Genomic DNA, 17,312 nt, shown 5'->3' on the forward strand with positions numbered 1-17,312 from the left:
CCTTCTTTTATACCCTCTTATAAACTTTCATACTGACTTGCGAAACTTAAATAAAGAAAATAAGGAAATCGGCGTTACAGAAACGTCGGAAATGGCAAAGTTCCTTCATGTCAATCAGGATTTGACTCAGTTTTTGAGGCTGTTTCTGTTTTCTTTCCAGTTTCCGGGTGGCCATATGAAACCAAAAGATTTGAAAGAAATCATATATCATAACATAAGATTTAAACCAGCGCGAACTATTGTTCAGGTTTTGATGGAAGGAAACAGAATTCTGAGCCAAACAAACAGTGAGAAAGAAATGACCATTTCGGCGGAAGAAGCTACATATTGCATTTTCAATGATATACGTGTTACAAGCGGTTTGGTTTCTGTTGATGAAGTTGCAAGAACAATTCTGTATAACAGAAAAAATAGAATTAAATACTATAATCCAAATGACAGAAAAACGCTCTCATTGGCAGGTACTCCTCGTACAAAAGGAGATATGACACGTTATGCAGGAGATATTCTTGATTATATGGAAATCGCCAACTTGTTGGAAAAACGCAATGGATATTTTTCTTTAAAAGGTAACGAATTGAAAGTGTTGAGTGTTTTTGCGGAAGATGACACATGGTTTGATGGATATGAGTCATTTTATGGCAAGGAAAATATAGAAACAAGCGAATTGGCAAAAGTAGAGCCGTCTTGGTTTGAATATGTCAATAATTCAATGAATCCACAACTCTTTAAGACTGATTTACGTTCCGTTATAGGAAAAGATACAGAAATCGATGTGATTTTTGATGAACGTATAAAAGATGTGGTAATGTCGGATGATAAAACAACTAAGAATATTGGAAACCTTGGTGAAGCGATAATTTGTGGACACGAAAAGATGCGTTTAAAGATAAACGGTTATGAAAATTTTATACGGTTTGTGCAAATTGTAGATAGTCCTACTTATCATCCAGGTTTTGATATTGACAGTTTCGAGGCTGATGGTACAGAAGACCATAGATACATAGAAGTAAAAACTACGATTAGTAAGAGAAAGATACAAATGTATGGATTTCACATGTCGCCAAATGAATGGAGAGTTGCAGGAACGATAAAGGAACACTATTACATCTACAGGCTGATGTTGAGTGAAACTGATAAAATTCTTTTTGTCTTACGAAATCCTGTGAGTCTTTATAAGAATGATATGATTGAGGCAGAACCACGTGACGGAATGGAGATAACATTCTCTATAGATAATTTTAAACCTACCAAATTACTTGTATGGAAAAAATAAAAGTTGCATCATTGTTTTGCGGATGTGGTGGAATGGATTTAGGTGTTATAGGCGGTTTTTCTTATCTTGGTAAGGAGTATATGGAGAATCCGTTTGAAATAGTGTATGCTGTTGATAATGATGAATATTGTACAAAAATATATAATGACAACTTTAAACATAAATGTATAGTTAAGGACGTGCGTGATATTGAGGTTGATGAGATGCCTCAATTTGATATGCTTATTGGCGGTTTCCCTTGTCAGTCGTTCTCTATATCAGCCCAAAATCCACCACGGTTAGGCTATAAGGATGAAAGAGGTATGCTGTTTTTTGAGATGGTAAAGATTTTGAAGGAACGTCAACCGAGGCTCTTTGTTGCGGAAAATGTGAAAGGAATTCTTTCTGCAAACAAAGGGAAAGCTTTTCCTATGATTGTTGATGAATTCAGGAAAGCAGGATATACGGTAGTTCACAAATTGCTATTGGCTTCAGATTACGGTGTCCCACAAAAGCGTGAACGTGTTATAATTGTAGGATTTAAAAATAAGGAAGACTTTTATAAGTTCCATTATCCTTTAAAAGTAAAGAGCTCGGAACGTAAGGTTCTGGGAAATGTTATTATTGAGGAGTGTAATCGTGACGAGTCGTTGTTTTTTAGTGAAAAAGCAGTTGCCGGAATGTTGGCAGTTAGAGAAAAGATGAATAAAGGTCGTGTAATGTCCCTGGCTGAACCTTGTAATACTATTAGTGCCCATCTTGCAAAGGTAAGTCTTAACAGCACTGACCCTGTGTTTATGGTAGGTGATAGATACAGACGTTTTTCTTCTCGTGAAGCGGCTCGTATACAATCGTTTCCTGATTCATTTATTTTTAACTCTGTTTCGCAAATAAGGCAATATAAGGCAATAGGAAATGCCGTCCCTCCTGTAATGATGTGGCATATCGCAAGGTCATTACAGTCTTGTATCAATACTCCTTGCTTAGAGAGGAATATAGTAGACTCGATGTCTATAGTTAATAATACTCCAGTTCAGTTGTCACTTTTTTAGGGCTCTTTGGTCTTTTGGAGAAGAAGCTTGTCGGAACTTGATACAGAATAATCTGTTCAGAAACAGCTATCCGTTCCTAATTTTTGGAGTTACGCTAATATTTGTTATGGCAGGATATAAAATATATCAGCATTGTATCTTGCATGTAAATAGGCTTCTGCGTTAATAGTTCATTCCTCGTTCACTGAGTGTTTACTGAACGGCCACTGAACAAATAGTGAACATATCCTTTTATCATCGCTTGCCTCTATAATGACTCACGCAAATCCCGTCGCGCATTTCGGTCTTCATCACTGCTCCTTTCGGTATAACAGGCGATTTCACACCTTCGCCCAATACTTTTTCAGAATGTTCCACAAACATCTCGTCCCACAGCCCGGAGTCGATGAACGACTGTAGCAGGGTAGTGCCTCCTTCCACCATCAGCGACTGTATCTTCCTTTCATAAAGGACAGTGAGAATCTGAGGTAGTATATCTGCTGAAAAGTCGATGGTTATATATTCAAGGTTTTCCTCATTCTCTTTCTTTTCAGCTGTAAAAACAATAGTAGGCGTGCTGTGGTCGAAGAGTTTTAAGTCGGACGGCAGAGTGAGATTACGGTCTGTCACTAATCTCAAAGGATTTACACCGTACCAGTTGCGTGTAGTGAGTGATGGATTGTCCAACAGGGCGGTTCTTCGGCCTACGAGTATTGCCTTGTGCTCTGCTCTCTGCTTGTGTACATACATGGATGTGATGGGAGTGGACAGCACAACCGGTGAGCCTTCTTTACGGTTGGCGTCAATGAATCCGTCGGCCGATTCTGCCCATTTCAGAGTGATATACGGACGCTTCTGAGTGTTGAATGTCACGAAACGTCTGATAAGGTTCTTGCATTCTTCTTCCAATACTCCTACGGTGACATCAATACCTGCATCGCGAAGTTTCTGTATCCCTCTGCCCGACACTTGTGAGAAAGGGTCGATACAGCCTACCACTACGCGGGGAATGCCCTTGCTGATGATAAGGTCGGCACATGGAGGAGTCTTGCCGTAGTGCGAACATGGTTCAAGACTTACATATATGGTAGAATCCTTGAGCAGGCTCTCGTCTTTTACTGAGCGTATGGCATTTACTTCGGCATGGCCTTCTCCGCATCTGGCATGATAGCCTTCGCCGATTGTTTTGCCGTTGTGTACTATCACTGCCCCTACCATAGGGTTTGGAGCTGCATTACACAGTCCGTTCGATGCAAGTTCTATGCATCTGCGGATATATTTCTCATCTGTAGTCATATTGTTGAGCTTTTTTCTTATTTTTGCACATTATGCATCCAATATATACTTATATACGACAAGAACTTTCCGGTTTCTATCCGGATGCCGAGGCTGCTGCCATGGCAAAGCATATTCTGACAGAGAAGTTTCAGCTGTCGGCTCTTGACCTATATGCAGGCAAAGATATGAATTTTTCGTCAGAAAAACTTTCGGAGGTAAATGATATTCTGGCGCGTCTGAAATCGTATGAGCCTTTGCAATATATAATAGGTGAAACATGGTTCTGCGGCTTTCGCTTTAAGGTGACTCCTGCAGTGCTTATCCCAAGACCGGAAACGGCCGAACTGATAGACTGGATAGTGGAGGACGGTAAAGGTGAGAGAAAACGTGTTCTCGATATAGGTACAGGTAGCGGATGTATTCCGGTTTCATTGGCCTTGATGATGGATGCTCCGGTGGTGTCGGCATGGGATATCTCGGAAGATGCATTGGCGGTTGCGGCTGCAAATGCCCGTATGAACAATGCGGATGTGGCTTTCGGCCGTGTAGATGTGCTTGGTGCTGAAATTCCTGACATCAAGGTGGATATTATTGTCAGCAATCCTCCTTATATCACGGAGAGCGAGAAGGTGGATATGGAGAAGAATGTCCTCGAATGGGAACCGGACCTGGCGTTGTTTGTGCCGGATAATGACCCTTTGCGTTTCTACAGACGTATTGCTGAGATAGGTCTTGAGATATTGGATGACGGAGGTATGATATATTTTGAGATAAACAGAGCCTACGGCAAGGAAACTGTGGAAATGTTGTGCGGCATGGGATATAAGAACATAGAATTGAGGAAAGACTTGTCCGGTAATGACAGAATGATAAAAGCGTTAAGACCATGAAAGAATATACAGAGAAAGAGTTGCAGAACAAGGCTGAGGCTTATTGTTCGTCGGTTGAAAGATGTCCGTCGGATGTAGAGGCGAAACTGAAGGGGTGGGGAGCAAGTCCGGAAACGCTTGCTGCTGTTATGGCTCATCTTTTCAAGGAGAAATATCTCGACACAGTACGCTTCTGCAGTGCGTATGTGCGCGACAAGTATCGTTTCAATCAGTGGGGAAGAATGAAGATTGCACAGTCCTTGCGCATGAAAGGGCTTACATCGGACGAGATAAATGCCGGAATGGAGGATATAGATGAGGATGAGTATAACGGTATTCTGCAGAATCTGCTTAAACAGAAACTGAAAAGTATCAAAGCAGAAACGGAGTACGAGCGCAATGCTAAACTTATACGCTTTGCAGCCGGAAGAGGCTTTACGATGCAGGAGATAATGAGATTTGTAAAAGGTGATTTCGAATAGAGAATGAATATTCTGAAGGATATACGTGATTTCTTTTTTCCTCGCACATGTGCATGTTGTGGGAAACTGCTTTCCTCGCAGGAGGAAGGAGTGTGTATATCATGTATGGTTTCACTGCCCGCTACAGGGATATTGAATACGCCCGAGAATGAGATGGAACGTCGTTTCTGGGGAATTTATCCTATAGAACGGGCTGTCTCATTATATTATTATGCACGTGGAGGAGCTGTGGCAAGCATCCTTCATGAAATGAAGTATCACGGTCGGAAGCGTCTGTGCAGACAGATGGGGCGTATCATGGGGGCTGAACTTATAGGCACTGGATTCTTTGACGGTATAGATTTCATAATACCTGTTCCTCTGCATAAAAACAGAATGAGAGAAAGAGGATATAACCAGTCGGAACTGCTGGCGAGAGGTATCTCTGAGATAACTTCCATTCCTGTAGTAACAAATATCTTGAGGAGGATACATAATAATGCCACACAGACTCATAAATCTGCTTTTGAAAGGTGGGAGAATACGGAAGGACTGTTTGGCGTGACAGAAAAGGCCGCCTTATTAAGTGGCAGACATATACTTCTGGTAGATGACGTACTGACTACCGGAGCGACAATCTCGGCCTGTCTTGATGCACTCCGAAGTGTTGATTCTGTTAAAATAAGTGTTGTAACACTGGCATGGGCCAAATCTTGATATATGATGCTTTACGTCAGTTTTTAGCAAAATTAATACATATAAATTTTCAAATCCCGATGTATTTCTATACTTTTGCACAAATGTTTATCAGATATTAGTAAAATTATGAAAGCTTTGGAAAAATTATTCGCAGAGAAATTGCTGAAAGTTAAAGCTGTTAAAATTCAGCCGGCTAACCCATTTACTTGGGCTTCAGGTTGGAAATCTCCTATTTATTGCGACAACCGTAAGACTTTGTCTTATCCTGCACTTCGTAATTTCGTGAAGTTGGAACTATGTCGCGTTATTCTTGAAAAATTCGGTCAGGTTGATGCTATTGCCGGTGTGGCTACAGGAGCTATCGCTCAGGGTGCGTTGGTAGCTGAAGAACTTAACTTGCCATTCGTATATGTTCGCTCAAGCCCAAAAGATCACGGATTGGAAAACCTTATCGAAGGTGAATTGCGTCCTGGTATGAAAGTAGTGGTTGTAGAAGACTTGATTTCTACAGGTGGTAGCAGCTTGAAGGCTGTTGAGGCTATCCGTCGCGACGGTTGTGAAGTTATCGGTATGGTGGCATCGTTCACTTACGGATTCGATGTGTCTGCAAAGGCATTTAACGATGCAAAGGTAGAACTTATTACTTTGACAAACTACAATGCTGTGCTTGACGCTGCTCTTAAGACTAACTACATCGACGAAGATGATATCCCTGTACTTCAGGCTTGGAGAGAAGACCCTGCACACTGGACAGGTAAATAATTAATACTAACATATTATTTGGAGACACGGATTCTGCTGGTCTCACGGTTCCTGATTGCGAATCGTGTCATTCGGTGAAATCCGTGTTTCTTTTTTTATTTTTTGAAGATATATGGCAGCATTGCAATACGAAAGTTCTGTAAAATATGTTCCTTACAGCCAGGAACGAGTTTATAACAAACTGTCGGATTTGAACAATCTTGAGTCTGTACGTCAGCGTTTGGATGCCGTAAAAGATAAACTTGACGGAAAACTGGAGGATATGACATTCGATCATGATTCTATAACCCTCAAGGTGCAGGGCATCAGTCTGACTCTTAGAATCATAGAACGTGAACCGATGAAGTGTATCAAGTTCGAAGGCGACAAATCCCCTGTTCCAATGAACTTGTGGATTCAGATGCTTCCGGTGTCGGACGAACAGTCAAAAATGAGAGTTACAATACGTGCCGAAGTGAACATGTTTATGAAAGCCATGGTGTCAAAACCGCTTCAGGAAGGGGTGGAGAAACTGGCTGAGATGCTTTCGGCTATACCTTATTAATTTGTTTATACTTTAGAACTAAAACTGACGGGAATATGGCTCAGAAACTTTGGGAAAAAAATGTTCAGGTGAACGAGGAAATCGACCGTTTTACGGTAGGACGCGACCGCGAGATGGATTTCTACCTTGCAAAGCATGATGTTTTGGGCTCGATGGCTCATATCACTATGCTTGAAAGTATCGGACTGCTGAAGTCTGATGAATTGAAGGTTTTGCTTGAAGAACTGAAGAATATTTATGCTTCTGCCGAAAAAGGTGACTTCGTGATAGAAGACGGTATTGAGGATGTACATTCTCAGGTGGAACTTATGCTGACAAGAAAACTTGGAGATGTGGGTAAGAAAATCCACAGCGGTCGTTCAAGAAACGATCAGGTGCTGGTGGACCTCAAACTTTTTACCCGTGCGCAACTGAAAGAAATAGCTGAGGCTGTAGAAGATTTGTTCAAGGTTCTTATCGCACAAAGCAACAAGTATAAGGACGTATTGATGCCGGGATATACACATTTGCAGATAGCCATGCCGTCGTCATTTGGGCTTTGGTTTGGTGCATATGCCGAAAGCCTTGTAGACGATATGATGTTCCTGCAGGCTGCATATAAGATGTGCAACCGCAATCCGTTGGGGTCGGCTGCAGGCTACGGCTCTTCATTTCCTTTGAACCGCGAGATGACTACACGCCTGTTGGGCTTCGACTCGATGAACTACAACGTAGTGTATGCACAGATGGGACGAGGAAAGATGGAACGTAATGTGGCTTTCGCACTTGCTTCTATTGCCGGAACATTGTCTAAATTGGCTTTTGACGCATGTATGTTCAGCAGTCAGAATTTCGGATTCGTGAAACTTCCGGACGAATGTACTACCGGTTCAAGTATCATGCCTCATAAGAAAAACCCGGATGTGTTTGAGCTTACACGTGCCAAATGCAACAAGATACAGGCATTGCCACAGCAGATAATGATGATTATGAATAACCTGCCTTCCGGATATTTCCGCGACCTTCAGATTATCAAGGAAGTGTTCCTTCCGGCATTTTCCGAACTGAAGGACTGTCTGCAGATGGCTACATATATCATGGACAAGATTTATGTGAACGAACATATTCTTGATGACGACAGGTATCTGTATATATTCAGTGTAGAGGAAGTAAACCGTCTGGCTACAGAAGGTATGCCTTTCCGCGATGCTTACAAGAAAGTGGGACTCGACATTGAAGCCGGTAAGTTTACACACAACAAGCAGGTACATCACACTCACGAAGGAAGTATCGGTAATTTGTGCAACGACCGTATCACAGAGCTGATGGATAAGGTAGTGTCAGGTTTTGACTTCTCCGTAGTTGAGAATGCAGAAAAAGCCCTTTTGGGAAGATAAGGTAAAGCGGCTTGTATTGGCTTCAGCCCTTTTGCAAAAGTATTGAAAACGTTTTGCAAAAGAATTTCAAATACACTAAAAGCCCTTTGGAATTATCAAAACGGACTTTTTTGAAAAGAAAACGGGTGAAATGTTTGGAAGTTATACAAAAACTCCATACATTTGCACCCGTAAACGCGGAAATAGCTCAGTTGGTAGAGCATAACCTTGCCAAGGTTAGGGTCGCGAGTTCGAGTCTCGTTTTCCGCTCTTCTCTTTGAATGGATGCTCGAATGGTGGAATCGGTAGACACGAGGGACTTAAAATCCCTTGGCTATTGCAGCTGTGCGGGTTCAAGTCCCGCTTCGAGTACACTTGAATACATGTAATCCCTTGTAAATTAATGATTTACAAGGGATTTTTGTTACTCATCAAGTTTGAAACTCCTGATTATTTTTATCGCATCGTATGCATTTGATGGTTTATAGATTATTGAAATGTAGAAACTGCAACTGTTGTCTTTGACCGTTAGATAGGAATACAGGCACTGGTCTGTTTCGCAGTTTCCTGTCAGGTAAGCACCGAAGAAGTGAGTTAAGTCTATTTCAGTTATGTCTGATTGGACAGTGACGTTGTCTTCGTCTGAGATATGTTGTAGGCTGCTCTTGAACTCTGTCTTTTTTAGACCTTCACCGTTCAGAAGTTGTACGTTGATAGTGATATTGGAATTACTTATAGTATAGCCTTCTTCTGAATCGTCGTCCACAATAATATCGGCCGGTGCAAGAAATGACACTCCGTACGAACTCCATGATGTAGGTTTGAGCGTTTCTGCACTGACCGATACGAATGAGAGCAAAAAAGTTATCGCTATTGTAAAAAGACTTTTTCTCATGGTTTACTTCTTTCTGCTACCACCTTTCTGGCATAAACTTCTTCTTCCTTATTAACCATTACCAGTACTGTTCCTCCCATTCCTGAATATGGAGATGTAACGGCCGACAAGGTTTCGTCCTTTATCATAGCTTGTACTCCTTCCGATTCCAACAAGCCTTTTACCAATTCGGCTTCCCAAAGGTTACCTTTGAAAACCTCTACTAATGCGTCATAATTAATTTCTCCCATAGTCTTTGTCTTTAATGGTTAATAAATATGTGTTGACTCTCTCTATGATATTTTCAAAGTTAAGTTTTTTTATCCGGAAAAGCAAGTAAAAGGCTGTTAAACATCGTATAAGTACTAATCTTTCTGTATTTGGAGGATTTTTGCCGTATAATTTACTATATTTCAAATATTAATGATATTTTTGCGAATAATGAATTGAAAAAAACGTGATTATGGAACTAAATGAAACTTTTCAGGCTGTTAAGCTTGCTTCGCGTAAGTTAGCCCTGATGGAAGAAAAACGCATAAATGAGATTCTGACGGCTGTGTCGGATGCTGCAGTAAGTAATAAAGATATCATCCTTGAGGCTAATTCCATGGATTTACAACTGATGGATCCTTCCGACCCTAAGTACGACAGGCTGAAACTTACATCGGCAAGAATAGACGATATCGCTTCGGATATGAGGAATGTGGCGGCATTGCCTTCGCCATTGGGTAAGGTTCTTTATGAGGATATACGCCCAAACGGATTGAAACTATGGAAAGTGAGCGTACCGTTCGGAGTTATCGGGGTGATATATGAGGCACGTCCAAATGTCAGCTTTGATGTTTTTTCTTTGTGTATGAAGAGTGGCAGTGCCTGTATCTTGAAAGGAGGCAGCGATGCGTATAACTCAAATAAGGCGATAGTTGAAACTATTCACGGAGTTTTGGATAAGTATGGGGTAGACAGGAATATCGTATGCTTATTGCCACCGGACCGTGAGGCAACGACGGAACTGCTGCATGCCAATGACTATGTAGACCTTATTATCCCTCGCGGCAGTAGCAATCTGATAAACTATGTGCGTAAGGAGGCTACGGTTCCGGTGATTGAAACAGGTGCAGGAATCTGTCACACATACTTCGACCTTGCTGGCGATACAGCAATTGGAGCCGGGATTATCAACAATGCCAAGACCAGGAGAGTCAGCGTATGCAATGCCCTTGACTGCCTTCTGATTCATACCGACAGACTTTCTGATTTACCGGAACTGTGTGCTCCGCTTGCAGAGTCAAATGTAATTGTTTATGCGGATAAACCGTCGATGCAGTCGCTTAAGGGATTTTATCCTGACTCTCTGCTGAAACCTGCAACTCAGGAAAGTTACGGAACAGAGTTCCTTGATTACAAGATGGCTGTTAAGACTGTAAGCAGTGTGGAAGAAGCGGTAAATCATATCTTCAAGTATAGCTCCAAGCATAGTGAATGTATTGTGACAGAAGACAGGAAAGCTGCAGAGTATTTCAGAAGAGCGGTTGATGCCGCCTGTGTATATGTAAATGCGCCTACTTCATTTACAGATGGTGCACAGTTCGGCCTTGGTGCTGAAATAGGAATCAGTACGCAGAAACTTCATGCCCGTGGTCCTATGGGGCTGAAAGAAATAACTACTTATAAGTGGCTGATAGACGGAGAAGGTCAGATTAGAAAATAAAAAACAGAGAGAATATGCAATAAAATACGAAAAAACTATCTTTTATTGTATTTTTATAGTATTTTTGCGGTATAAAACTAATTAATATACATAGATGTTATGAAAACATATACAAACGTATTCGACTTGGGCAACCTTAAGACAGCCCTGGCAGAAGCTTTTGAGATAAAGAAAGACCGTTATAAATATGAATCATTGGGCAAACATAAGACTTGTCTTCTGATTTTCTTCAATAATAGCCTTCGTACCCGCCTCAGCACACAAAAGGCAGCAAGAAATCTCGGAATGGATGTTATAGTGCTTGATGTCAATCAGGGAGCATGGAAACTGGAAACAGAACGCGGAGTGGTGATGGATGGCGACAAGAGCGAACATCTCTTGGAAGCAATTCCTGTAATGGCATCGTACTGCGATATTATCGGTGTGCGTTCTTTCGCTCAGTTTGAGAGTCGTACAGACGATTACACAGAAAAGATTCTTAATCAGTTTATCCAGTATTCCGGCAAGCCTGTTTTCTCAATGGAAGCTGCTACAGGACATCCGCTTCAGGCATTTGCCGACCTTATAACAATAGAAGAGTATAAGAAGAAAGAACGTCCGAAAGTGGTTCTTACGTGGGCTCCTCATCCAAGAGCACTTCCACAGGCCGTTCCTAACTCATTTGCTGATTTCATGAACGAAGCTGATGTGGATTTCGTGATAACTCACCCTCACGGTTATGAACTTGACCCTAAGTTTGTGCGTGGTGCAAAGGTAGAATATGACCAGATGAAAGCTTTCGAAGGTGCAGACTTTATCTATGCAAAGAACTGGGCATGTCCGGGAGTAACAAATCCTGAGGACTATGGAAAGATTCTGTCAAAGGACATGAGCTGGACTGTAGACGCTGCACATATGGCAGTTACCAACAATGCTTATTTCATGCACTGTCTGCCAGTACGCCGCAATATGATTGTTACCGACGACGTGATAGAAGCTCCTACTTCACTTGTTATTCCTGAAGCTGCTAACCGCGAAATATCGGCTACTGTGGTACTGAAACGAATGCTTCAGGCTCTGTAAGACTCAAAAACGAAATGTGATAAAACAATAATGCGGTCCGACATCCATCGCTTTTGTCGGACTGCATTTCTTATTTCTCTATTTCTTTTCCTAATTCTATCCAGTTCAGAATTCCTTTGTCAAGATTGTAGACTGTATATCCTTTTTTTACAAGCAGACGGGCTGCATTGCGGCTTCTTCTTCCACTCTTGCAATATACGGCAATCGGTTGTGACTTGTCAAGAACCTGGTCTGCGAGTGACGAAAAACTGTCATCCATGATGTTGATATTTATACTTCCGGGTATATGCCCCTCACTGTATTCGGCTACAGTACGGACATCGAGTCTTTGTACGTTTTCGTTCTCTATAAGTCTTTCAAACTCATCTGTGGACAGGTTGGCAAACTTATCTTTTGGTTTTGAACTGCATGCCATCATTCCAAACAGAAAGACGCATACGAAAAACATGAAATATATACTTTTCAATACCATACTCTGTTATGTTTAGTAGTTGAATTCGCGTTTGGTTACTCCTTCTTTATATGTATTGACGGTTATTTCTATCTTGTCCCCCTGCTTAAGCTTTTCCTTGTATGGCCACAGCGGAACAGATGCATATGCTTTTTTTGTAAAAGCCTCATAGTCCCCGTTCTGGTTGTGATATAATGTTATGGACAGGGTACTGTTTCCGTCGGGATTCTCATTTATTCCGTAGTCAATAAAGTTGATTATGTGAGTTTTGTCCTTAGCCTTTACGTCCAAAACCATGTTTATGTAATCACCTGAACGCCATATTCTCTCTATGTCTAAAGGGTCGGTCTTTATTCCGTCGGTGAATTTATCTTCGGTAGAAGGGATGGCAGATATTACAAACTGGCATGAATATAATGTTGCCGACATACCGTTACTCTCTGAATCCAGTGTTTCGAATATAGACAAAGTACGGTACACAGAGTCTGGAGTAAAACCCTCCAGTCCGCTGCGTTCGTTTATCTTATACGAGGAACCGTAGTCGGTGTCTATATATGAGAGCTTCCCTGATGAGTCGGTTTTTATATCCACCATTTCTGTAAGCACGTTCGGATAGACATACTCTTCGTCTTTGCATGCTGTAAATACCGACATGCAGCACAGAAATAATATGTAGTGCTTTATCCTCATTTTCTGATTGCCTGTAAATGATTTTTAGCCGGATTGGCATACATCGTCAGGATGCATTGTCTTAGGAAATCAACATCCTTGTTCGGTATGTCAATTAGTCCAATCTTCTTCTGAAGATATGCTTCGAATTTCAATTTGTCTTCTTCTGTGTAATGTTCTGCCATCGAAGTGTTTCCGTCCAACATGTCGCATGCAATGTAATTGGCTGGATACAGACGGTAATTCCTGTGGATATAACTGTCTATGATTTCCGATACATGGGTAAATATTTCTGTTTTAGGCAATCCTCTCAAGGTCTCCAGTTCGTCGTTTATGCACAGACCGGCCTGAAAATGTATTCTTCCCTTATATCCGAAAATACCTGTCTGCATATTTATAAGGTCGTCCTTCTGACTCTTCTTGAAACCTTCTACATCTCTCTTCAACTGCATTTCCTGTGCTTTAAGAAAATCGCAAGGGTCATATTCATAAGAGAGTGACAATGGAACGATATTCAGCTCCTTAAGACTGTCTATAATATCCCTGTCGCCACCCATTGCAAGCATTTTCAGCACGCTGTCCTGAGTGCGGTCGTTCGAGTCTTTAGCCCTGCCTTCGCGCTGTGCAATCCAGATATTCTCCTGCTTTTGTGTTACGGCAAAATGTATATACCTTGACATTCTGGCCGACGATTCAAGCATTTGTCGCATGCTTAATGCCCTCTGTACGATGAAAGCCTTGTTTACTCTGACCAGTTTTTTAATCCATGGATATATCAGCAGATTGTCGCCTATGGCAATCTCTACTGTCGTAGGGAAACCATTGTCAATAAGTCCTACAGAAAGGAAACCTGAATCCAGTACTATATCCCTGTGGTTTGAGATGAAAGTATATCCTTTGTTCTTTTCTGCAATCTGCGAACAGTCAAGACTGAATCCGTCGCTGCATTTCTTTATAAGGTCGTGCAGCAGTCCGTAGAATATATTCTTCTGTACATCAAGATTGGTCTTGCAGTTGCGCAATATATTTGTCAGGGCATCAAGCGGTGTGTCAGGCATAACCTTCTTTATCACCTCCTGAAAGTCTTTGTCAGACAGCAGTTCATCGAAAATCTGCGGAAGCTCTTCCGGTGAATAAGGACGAATCTCGTCAAATTCTGCAGGTATTTTCATGGCTTTATATTTTTATGGTTAGTATATTATTTGTTGCTTTTTGACAAACCTTCTTCGATAATGTCAGTCATTACATTCTTGATATCCAGTCCGGCAGCCTTTACCTGCTGTGGAATAAAGCTTGTTGCTGTCATGCCCGGTGTGGTGTTAATCTCAAGCATATTGATTTTCTCGCCCTCGGTTATGATATAGTCTATTCTGACAATACCTTTACATCCTAAGATATCGTAGATGGCGGATGTAAGTTTCTTCACCCTCTCAGTAAGCTCAGGGCTAAGACGGGCAGGAGTGATTTCTGTCACTTCACCTTTGTACTTCGCATTGTAGTCGAAGAACTCGTTGTCGCTCACCACCTCGGTGATAGGGAATACTACGGATTTGTCTTTCGTTTTGTAACATCCGTTTGCCAGTTCTATACCGTCCATGAAAGCCTCTATCATAACATCGTCCGACTCTGCAAATGCAGCTTGCAGTGCAGGCTGAATCTGTTCCACAGTCTTGACTTTAGTCACTCCAAAGCTCGAACCGCTTGCATTAGGCTTGATGAAACATGGAAGTCCGATTTTCTCCACTACATCCTTATCCTCTATACCGAAACGTTTGTTCACAAGCATTGATTCAGCTACTCTTATTCCGAATCCTTTCAGATATTGGTTAAGAGTGAACTTGCTGAATGTCATGGCTGAAACTAATACGTCGCAAGTAGAGTAGGGGATGTCCAACAGCTCGAAATATCCCTGAAGAATACCGTTTTCGCCCGGAGTACCATGGATTGTGATATACGCGAAGTCCGTTTTTATCTTCTTGTCGCCATCAATGAAGCTGAAATCATTCTTGTCCACAGTTGAGCGGCTACCGTCGGCAAGCACAGCCTCCCATGCCTTCTTGCTGAGTTCTACTATATAGAGGTTATATCTTTCCTTGTCGATAAATGAATAAATGCCTTTTGCGCTGTTCATTGAAACTTCGTGTTCAGAAGAATCACCGCCGGCAATAATAGCTACTGTACGTTTCATGTTTTTATTCTCTATTACTTATATAAGTTCTCCATTTTTCAATCAGTTCAGTCATATCCTTTGGCAATTCGGAGGTGAAGAACATCTCTTCGCCCGTTTTAGGATGGACGAACCCCAAAGTCTTGGCATGTAGAGCCTGTCTTGGGCATATGTCGAAACAGTTGTTCACGAACTGCTTGTATTTGCTGAAATGAGTACCTTTCAGAATTTCATTTCCTCCGTATCTCTCATCGTTGAAAAGCACATGACCTATGTGTTTCATATGGACACGTATCTGATGCGTTCTTCCCGTCTCGAGTACACATTTCACTAAGGTCACATATCCGAGCCTTTCCAATACCTTATAATGTGTCACTGCATGCTTCCCCTGTTCAGGGTCCGACATGACAGCCATCTGCATTCTGTCTTTCGGATTACGTCCGATGTTTCCTGTTATCGTACCCTCATCCTCTTCTACTATACCCCACACTAATGCGTTATATTCACGTTTCGTCGTTTTATTGTAGAACTGCATTCCGAGGCTTGTCTTTGCATCAGGAGTTTTTGCAATAACAAGCAGCCCCGAAGTATCCTTGTCTATACGGTGAACCAGTCCCACCTGTGGGTCGTTAGGGTCGTATGTCGGAACATCCCTAAGATGCCATGCGATAGCGTTCACCAATGTCCCGTGATAGTTCCCGCATCCCGGATGTACCACTAAACCGGCCGGCTTGTTGATAACCATCAGTTCGCTGTCCTCATAAACAATATCCAAAGGAATGTCCTCCGGGATAATATCATTGTCATACTTCGGACGGTCCATCATGACTGTCAGCACATCCAAAGGCTTTACCTTATAACTGCTCTTGACCGGTTTCCCGTTAGCCATTACAAACCCTGCATCTGCAGCACTCTGTATTCTGTTTCTTGAAGCATTGACAATCCTTTCAAAGAGATACTTGTCAATTCTCACCGGCGATTGCCCTTTGTCTACCACCACCTTGAAATGCTCATACAGCTCTCCTGAACCTCCTGCAGGTTCTATATCATCCAAAGTCTCGTCTAAATCGTCCAAATAAATATCTTCAGCCATTCTTTCAGTATTAGTTAGAACCAGGAATCATCTACTTTTACATCATTTTCAGCATCCGGTATGGAGTTTATTTCCATGTAAGTAGAATCAACTGCCAGTGAATCTCTCAGATGCGTATCGCCTACACATAAAGTGAGCAAAGCCTCATTCGGAACCTTATCACCCGATTTCAGCTCTTTGCCTCTGTATTTGATGCCATACACCCAGTCCTGTTCTCCCGGAACAAGTTCAGGTTCGGTAAGTTTGAAGCCGATACTTTTCAGCTTCGCGGCAGCCTGTCTTACGGAACTGTTGTCTATGATGTCGGGCAATGTTACCAACGGTACGGATGTTGTCGTGATAGTGAGATAAACCGTTCTTCCTTCTTTCACTCTTGAACCGGCAGCCGGAGCCTGTTCCAAGACCATTCCGGCCGGAACTCCTTTCACATAGTTGGAGTCAATCACAGCATATTTCATTGTACCCTGACTGATAATTTTTGCAGCCTCTTCAATGCTTTTGTTTTTCACATCAGGAACAATGTGTGCCTCTCCATGCCTTGTATATGAATCAAGCCATGCCAGCGTTCCCCATGAAGCAGCAATAACTACTACCACCATTCCAATTATGTTTATCCAGAAGAACTTGTTTTTCTGGAACGAAAAGAAGTCTTTAAATCCTATCATAACTTGTTGAATATTTTCGACAAAGATACGATTTTTTGATTTTAGATTTAGCTAATGTGGACATAAATATATTATGTTTGGTATGAAAGTACGGTAATTACCATTGTTTTTTCTTTCACATCTTTCACAGTGATTAGAAAACGGGGATTAACATTTAAGGATGTTTTATCTTGCTGCATAATATATGTCATATGTCTCCTGATGGTTAATTTCTTCATTTGCCATAATCATAATTTTAAAAAATAGAACGTAAATATATGTTATGTGGTGATGGGCGTCGAGGTGGGAAATTGAATACAAATAATTGGTAAGCATTCTATTTTCCGCCACGACAATTTTATCGGCTGTTTTTCAGCCGATAAAATA

Annotated in this window: 19 protein-coding genes and 2 tRNA genes; 12 read left to right on the top strand and 9 right to left on the bottom strand. The window is 41.6% G+C overall.

Going from position 1 to position 17,312, the window contains the following annotated elements:
- Positions 1 to 1,276: DUF3883 domain-containing protein (locus tag QZ379_RS08180; RefSeq protein ID WP_291562973.1), on the top strand; the 1,276-nt coding region annotated here is incomplete at its 5' end.
- Positions 1,264 to 2,307 carry a DNA (cytosine-5-)-methyltransferase gene (gene dcm, locus QZ379_RS08185; protein ID WP_291562976.1) on the top strand — a complete coding sequence of 348 codons (1,044 nt, stop codon included), beginning with the start codon at positions 1,264 to 1,266 and terminating at the stop codon, positions 2,305 to 2,307. The genes QZ379_RS08180 and dcm, both read left to right, overlap by 13 nt.
- A gap of 234 nt (positions 2,308 to 2,541) precedes the next feature.
- Here dcm and ribD read toward each other — a convergent pair whose 3' ends face one another.
- The gene (gene ribD / locus QZ379_RS08190; protein WP_291562979.1) at positions 2,542 to 3,582 is read right to left on the bottom strand and encodes a bifunctional diaminohydroxyphosphoribosylaminopyrimidine deaminase/5-amino-6-(5-phosphoribosylamino)uracil reductase RibD; all 1,041 of its coding nucleotides are present in this window, start codon (positions 3,580 to 3,582) and stop codon (positions 2,542 to 2,544) included.
- Between the two features lie 32 nt (positions 3,583 to 3,614).
- Here ribD and prmC point away from each other — a divergent pair, with 32 nt between their 5' ends.
- The 8 genes from prmC (at position 3,615) to QZ379_RS08230 (ending at position 8,626) form a co-directional block, all read left to right on the top strand.
- Positions 3,615 to 4,454, top strand: coding sequence for a peptide chain release factor N(5)-glutamine methyltransferase (gene prmC, locus QZ379_RS08195; protein WP_291562982.1), 840 nt, complete (start codon positions 3,615 to 3,617; stop codon positions 4,452 to 4,454).
- Positions 4,451 to 4,915, top strand: coding sequence for a regulatory protein RecX (locus tag QZ379_RS08200; protein WP_291562985.1), 465 nt, complete (start codon positions 4,451 to 4,453; stop codon positions 4,913 to 4,915). Before prmC ends, QZ379_RS08200 begins: the two co-directional genes overlap by 4 nt.
- A gap of 3 nt (positions 4,916 to 4,918) precedes the next feature.
- Positions 4,919 to 5,611, top strand: a complete 693-nt coding sequence (locus tag QZ379_RS08205; RefSeq protein ID WP_291562987.1) for a ComF family protein — start codon at positions 4,919 to 4,921, stop codon at positions 5,609 to 5,611.
- Positions 5,612 to 5,719: 108 nt separating this feature from the next.
- A complete protein-coding gene (gene pyrE / locus QZ379_RS08210) occupies positions 5,720 to 6,355 on the top strand; it encodes an orotate phosphoribosyltransferase (protein WP_291562990.1) in 636 nt (211 codons plus the stop codon).
- Positions 6,356 to 6,467: 112 nt separating this feature from the next.
- Complete coding sequence (locus QZ379_RS08215; protein WP_291562992.1) at positions 6,468 to 6,899, top strand: SRPBCC family protein; 432 nt, start codon at positions 6,468 to 6,470, stop codon at positions 6,897 to 6,899.
- A gap of 35 nt (positions 6,900 to 6,934) precedes the next feature.
- Positions 6,935 to 8,275, top strand: coding sequence for an argininosuccinate lyase (gene argH, locus QZ379_RS08220; RefSeq protein WP_291562995.1), 1,341 nt, complete (start codon positions 6,935 to 6,937; stop codon positions 8,273 to 8,275).
- A 176-nt stretch (positions 8,276 to 8,451) separates the two neighbouring features.
- A tRNA-Gly gene (locus tag QZ379_RS08225) sits at positions 8,452 to 8,524 on the top strand.
- Positions 8,525 to 8,541: 17 nt separating this feature from the next.
- Positions 8,542 to 8,626: transfer RNA gene (locus tag QZ379_RS08230), tRNA-Leu, on the top strand.
- Positions 8,627 to 8,678: 52 nt separating this feature from the next.
- Here QZ379_RS08230 and QZ379_RS08235 read toward each other — a convergent pair.
- Complete coding sequence (locus tag QZ379_RS08235) at positions 8,679 to 9,149, bottom strand: hypothetical protein (protein WP_291562998.1); 471 nt, start codon at positions 9,147 to 9,149, stop codon at positions 8,679 to 8,681.
- Positions 9,146 to 9,379: a DUF2007-related protein gene (locus tag QZ379_RS08240; RefSeq protein ID WP_291563001.1), complete on the bottom strand. Its 234-nt coding sequence runs from the start codon at positions 9,377 to 9,379 to the stop codon at positions 9,146 to 9,148. Before QZ379_RS08240 ends, QZ379_RS08235 begins: the two co-directional genes overlap by 4 nt.
- Before the next feature lie 212 nt (positions 9,380 to 9,591).
- Here QZ379_RS08240 and QZ379_RS08245 point away from each other — a divergent pair, with 212 nt between their 5' ends.
- Positions 9,592 to 10,839, top strand: a complete 1,248-nt coding sequence (locus QZ379_RS08245) for a glutamate-5-semialdehyde dehydrogenase (protein ID WP_291563004.1) — start codon at positions 9,592 to 9,594, stop codon at positions 10,837 to 10,839.
- Positions 10,840 to 10,938: 99 nt separating this feature from the next.
- Positions 10,939 to 11,901, top strand: coding sequence for an acetylornithine carbamoyltransferase (locus tag QZ379_RS08250; RefSeq protein WP_291563007.1), 963 nt, complete (start codon positions 10,939 to 10,941; stop codon positions 11,899 to 11,901).
- A 70-nt stretch (positions 11,902 to 11,971) separates the two neighbouring features.
- Here the strand turns inward: QZ379_RS08250 and QZ379_RS08255 are convergent, their stop codons facing one another.
- The 6 genes from QZ379_RS08255 to QZ379_RS08280 all read right to left on the bottom strand — a co-directional run bounded on the left by QZ379_RS08255 (position 11,972) and on the right by QZ379_RS08280 (position 16,946).
- Positions 11,972 to 12,319 carry a rhodanese-like domain-containing protein gene (locus QZ379_RS08255; protein WP_291563024.1) on the bottom strand — a complete coding sequence of 116 codons (348 nt, stop codon included), beginning with the start codon at positions 12,317 to 12,319 and terminating at the stop codon, positions 11,972 to 11,974.
- Between the two features lie 66 nt (positions 12,320 to 12,385).
- Entirely contained in the window at positions 12,386 to 13,006 is a 621-nt protein-coding gene (locus QZ379_RS08260; RefSeq protein WP_291563010.1) for a NigD-like C-terminal domain-containing protein, read from the bottom strand.
- 32 nt (positions 13,007 to 13,038) lie between these two features.
- Positions 13,039 to 14,193, bottom strand: a complete 1,155-nt coding sequence (locus QZ379_RS08265; protein WP_291563013.1) for an acyltransferase — start codon at positions 14,191 to 14,193, stop codon at positions 13,039 to 13,041.
- 26 nt (positions 14,194 to 14,219) lie between these two features.
- On the bottom strand, positions 14,220 to 15,209 hold the full coding sequence (locus QZ379_RS08270) for a D-alanine--D-alanine ligase (protein WP_291563015.1): 990 nt from the start codon (positions 15,207 to 15,209) through the stop codon (positions 14,220 to 14,222).
- A 4-nt stretch (positions 15,210 to 15,213) separates the two neighbouring features.
- The gene (locus QZ379_RS08275) at positions 15,214 to 16,281 is read right to left on the bottom strand and encodes an RluA family pseudouridine synthase (RefSeq protein ID WP_291563018.1); all 1,068 of its coding nucleotides are present in this window, start codon (positions 16,279 to 16,281) and stop codon (positions 15,214 to 15,216) included.
- Positions 16,282 to 16,295: 14 nt separating this feature from the next.
- Positions 16,296 to 16,946 carry a PASTA domain-containing protein gene (locus QZ379_RS08280; protein WP_291563021.1) on the bottom strand — a complete coding sequence of 217 codons (651 nt, stop codon included), beginning with the start codon at positions 16,944 to 16,946 and terminating at the stop codon, positions 16,296 to 16,298.
- Positions 16,947 to 17,312: the final 366 nt, after the last annotated feature.

Origin of the sequence: Bacteroides sp. (assembly GCF_019417265.1) — a bacterium.
Taxonomy (GTDB): domain Bacteria; phylum Bacteroidota; class Bacteroidia; order Bacteroidales; family Bacteroidaceae; genus Phocaeicola.